Raw genomic sequence first — 589 nt, 5'->3', positions numbered from 1 at the left:
TAGCCGTTTTTCTTTTCCAGTTGAGTTATTTTATTTTTTAAAAATTCAGCAAAAACTTTAATATCGCCCGACAATTCGGAAGTCTGATAGTCAATATAGAATTTTTGTTTTTTATTTCCTTTCTTTATTTCAAAATAAATTCCACATTCGTCCGTACAGTCTGGACAACCATACTGTTCAGTAGTTTTATCATTATTCAATAACTTATCTGGAATATTTGAAATAATTTCATTGCCAATGTCAAAATGAAATTTGTCGTTGAAGTAACTGTCAAAAGTGATTTCTGATTTTTTAAAATAGCTATCTGTAAAGTCGACTGAAAAAGAATTTTGATTTCCGCCATTGAAATAACGATACATTGTCGCACAATGGTTGGCACATTCACCACAATAAACACCAAAAATAATTTGGTCAATATTTATGTCATGTTTGGTGTTTTCGAAGTCATTATTTTCAATCTCAACAATTTCTGTCTTAGTTGAATGGTTAGCCGACTTGTTTAAGCAACTTGTCAAACAAGTTAGTCCGAAGAAAAGAAATATTATTAGTTTTAGTTTCATTGTCTACGGTTTCGTTTTAAAATGGCTAC

At 30.1% G+C, this 589-nt stretch carries 1 pseudogene; it reads right to left on the bottom strand.

Features of this window, described 5'->3' with window-relative positions:
* Positions 1–560 (bottom strand): annotated as a pseudogene (locus tag SK086_RS13600) (hypothetical protein); the annotation flags it as partial.
* Between the last annotated feature and the right edge of the window lie 29 nt (positions 561–589).

Origin of the sequence: Flavobacterium cheonhonense (assembly GCF_035671315.1) — a bacterium.
Classification (GTDB): domain Bacteria; phylum Bacteroidota; class Bacteroidia; order Flavobacteriales; family Flavobacteriaceae; genus Flavobacterium; species Flavobacterium cheonhonense.
Note: the sequence above shows the minus strand (reverse complement) of the source record. Positions and strands in the feature narration are given on the sequence as shown.